Below are 3,234 nucleotides of genomic sequence, written 5' to 3' on the forward strand. Positions count from 1 at the left end.
GGGTCATATCCCGCTCCGCGGGATATGACCCGGCAAGCCGGGTCATAGTGAATGAATTGCGCAAGCGCAATTCGAATTCCGGCGCAAGCGCCGGAATGTAATTCCGTAAACGGAATTACGGAAGTGAATGCAATTCGCGCAAGCGCTCATTGTAGGCACCCGCGCAAGCGCGGGTGCCTAAGCTAGCAGCGGGGGAAGGTGCATCGCGCGTGGCCCTGTGTAGGGCTTGGGGTTACTGACCACCACCCCCGTAACGGATGTGACGGACTGTCGGCCCGATCGGGTGCCGGCCCCACCGCAGTGACAAGTTCCGCTGCGCTCCACCCTGACCACTCCCCCACCCCCGAAACTGTCCGGTCGCTGCTCGACAACACCCCATCAGCATACACTGTGAAGCGTCGCCACAGGTAAAAATCGGCCAAGTACCAGCCAGATGGGCGAACCTGTCGCGTGAGTGATGCATCACTTGTGCTCACTGTGTAGAGTCTGGGAACAGATAGCAGCACCCCGGCCCCTCGCGCCGTGCCAGACTTTCTTTTCTGATGGCGCGCCAAATTCCGCGAAAAGGAGACCACGGGGCATGACCGTGAAACTACGTGACCACCAGATCGAAGCCGTTGCCGCTATCGTGCGCGGCTTCGATATTCCGCCGGGCGGTATCCCCTGGAGCGGTCTTCGTGGGCAGGTGCACGCCGCGTGTGGCACGGGCAAGACGATTATTGCCGCAGCGTCGGCGAAGCGGATCGTGCCCAAGGGTCGCATTCTGGTGCTGGTGCCGACGCTGGACCTATTGGCGCAGACGGTGAAGGCGTGGCACGACGTCGGGCACAGGGGGCCGGCGGTTGCCGTGTGCTCGCTTCAGGACGACCCGGAGCTGTGGAGCATGAAGGTGCGCTCCACCACCAACCCGATTCAGCTGGCCATGTGGCACGGTTCCGGGCCGGTGACCATCTACGCCACGTACGCGTCTCTGGGCGTGCTGGCCGAGGCGTTCGAGGGCGTCTACGGGCAGCAGCTCGACCCTGTGGACCTCGCCGTAGTCGATGAGGCACACAGGACCAGTGGCTCGATGGGTAAGGCGTGGGCCGACATCCACAACCAGCACGTCATCCCCGCGCACCGGCGGCTCTACCTGACGGCGACGCCGCGGATCTGGGAGGAGCGGCTGAATCGCGAGGTTGCCGAGGGGGTGCGCGACCCGTTGCCGCGTGAGATGGCGGCGTCCATGGATGACGAGAAGGTCTTCGGGCCCGTCCTGTTCAAATTGTCGCTGGCGTCGGCGGTGTCGCGCGGGCTACTTGCGCGGTACCAGATCATCGTCCTGGAGCTGAAGGACCCGGTGGTCACCCCGGACCGGCTGATGAGCGAGGAGCGGGGTAGCGAGGAGGTGCGGGGGCAGCGGCTGGGGGCGCTGCAGGCGGCTCTCCTGCACACCATGGCGCAGCACGACCTGTCGACGTGCATCACCTTCCACCACCGGACGATAGAGGCACAGGCCTACGCGGAGGGCCTGGAGCGCGTCGCAGCCAAGCTGCACGCCGACCAGCCGGAGAAGTACCCGGCCCGGATCTGGGCGGACTGGCTGTGCGGTGAGCACGTGCCCGAGCGCCGGCGGGGAGTGCTGAGTCAGTTCGGGACCACCGCCCGGCGTGCGGTCCTGTCGAACTGCCGTGTGCTGGGTGAGGGCGTCGACATCAGAAGCGTGGACAGCGTGGCCCTGTTGGACCCCAAGGGTGCTCCGCACGACATCGTCCAGGCCATCGGCCGGGCGCTGCGTCAGAAGCCGGGACAAGGGAAGCTGGCCTCTTTGATCGTGCCGGTGTTTCTCCAGCCCAATGAGCAGCCGGAGGATATGTTCACGTCGGGATCGTATCGGCCTTTGGTGAAAGTTCTTGAGGGTCTTCGGGCGCATGATGAAGAGGCCGTGGAATTGCTCGCGATTCCGCAAGAGCCTCAGAAGGACGTCGCGCAGCCGTCCGAGTACATCGGTCCGCCGCCCGAGGAAGGCGAGGACGAATCCCGTCTGTTGCTTCGTTTCGCCGCTCCGCGTGATCCGGTGATGGTCGCGGAATGGGTGTCGTTCAATGTGATCGACACGGAGCGCCAGGACTGGGGGCGCGGCTGGGCGTCGCTCAAGAAATTCACCGAACGTGAGCATCACGCCCGAGTTCCGTACGGGCACAAGGAGGGTGCGTTCCCGCTGGGGCAGTGGGTCGCGGAGCAGCGACGGGCGTACGGGGCCGGACAGATGACCGGCCAGCGGGCGCAGCGGCTCGAGAAGCTCGGCATGGTCTGGTCCCCGGCCGATGAACGTTTCCAGGAGAACCTGGAGGCCGCCAAGGCGTACTACGAGCAGCACTGGACGCTGTGCGCGCCCCGGTCCGCGACGATGCTGGATCGGCCGGTGGGGCAGTGGCTGTCCAACCTCCGCCGCGCGGGTGCGCTGGAGGACCGCCCCGAGTGGAAGGCCGCGCTGGAGGCCGTGGATGAGCACTGGGACCCCGTGTGGCAGGCGGAGTGGCAGCGGCACTACGCCGCGCTGCGGGAGCTCCTGACGGATGAGGAGGACCACTGCGACGTCCTGCCGGGCTTCACCGTCCACGGCATGGACGTGGGCAAGTGGCTGGCGAAGCAGCGTCAGCACACGGTCTGGGCAGGGCTGATGGACGGGCAGCGCGAGCTCCTGGAGGCGGTCGGCGTCGCACCGCTGCCCCCGGAGCCGGAGGTGCCCGCCAAGGCGGCCAAGGCGGCGGTGAGCGCCTTCGACAAGGGCGTAGCGGCCCTCGCGCAGTACAAGACCCGCACCGGGTCTGTGACGGTCCCCAGGGGCCACGTAGAGCAGCTGGAAGGCGGCCCAGCGGTCAAACTCGGAGTGTGGATCATGAACCAGAAAGGACGTCGCGCGAAGCTCACCACCGACAAGCTCGCCGCGCTCGCGGGCCTCGGACTCGATTGGGCACGGAGAGGTTAAGGAATGGGATAAGTTTCTGGTTAAGTTATATTGGGCCTGAGGTGAAGGTGCAGGGAATGGCATCTGAGGAAGAGCTGTTCGCGTCCGTCGACGCTCTGTTGAACGAGGAGCCGCAGCTCCCGCCTCCGGCGGAGCGCGCCCGGCTGCGGGAGGCTGCTGGAATCACCCAGGCCCGCCTCGCCGCCGCGTTGAAGACAACGACCCAGTCAGTGAAGAACTGGGAGAACGGCCGGAGCGAGCCGAAGTCGCCGCGCCTGGATGCC

Annotated in this window: 2 protein-coding genes; both read left to right on the forward strand. The window is 66.1% G+C overall.

The genetic code is table 11. The annotated features are described in order from the left end of the window. Positions 1-580 precede the first annotated feature (580 nt). Complete coding sequence (locus O3W51_RS47610; protein ID WP_138359551.1) at positions 581-2,971, forward strand: DEAD/DEAH box helicase; 2,391 nt, start codon at positions 581-583, stop codon at positions 2,969-2,971. 56 nt (positions 2,972-3,027) lie between these two features. Beyond that, a partial coding sequence (locus O3W51_RS47615; protein ID WP_269290312.1) for a helix-turn-helix domain-containing protein occupies positions 3,028-3,234 on the forward strand: 207 nt, incomplete at its 3' end.

It is taken from the genome of Streptomyces sp. H39-C1 (assembly GCF_027158125.1).
Lineage (GTDB): Bacteria > Actinomycetota > Actinomycetes > Streptomycetales > Streptomycetaceae > Actinacidiphila > Actinacidiphila fildesensis.

Excerpts from the sequence above, each read along its gene's own strand:
- O3W51_RS47610 (WP_138359551.1), top strand. The coding sequence starts at position 581 with ATGACCGTGAAACTACGTGACCACCAGATCGAAGCCGTTGCCGCTATC.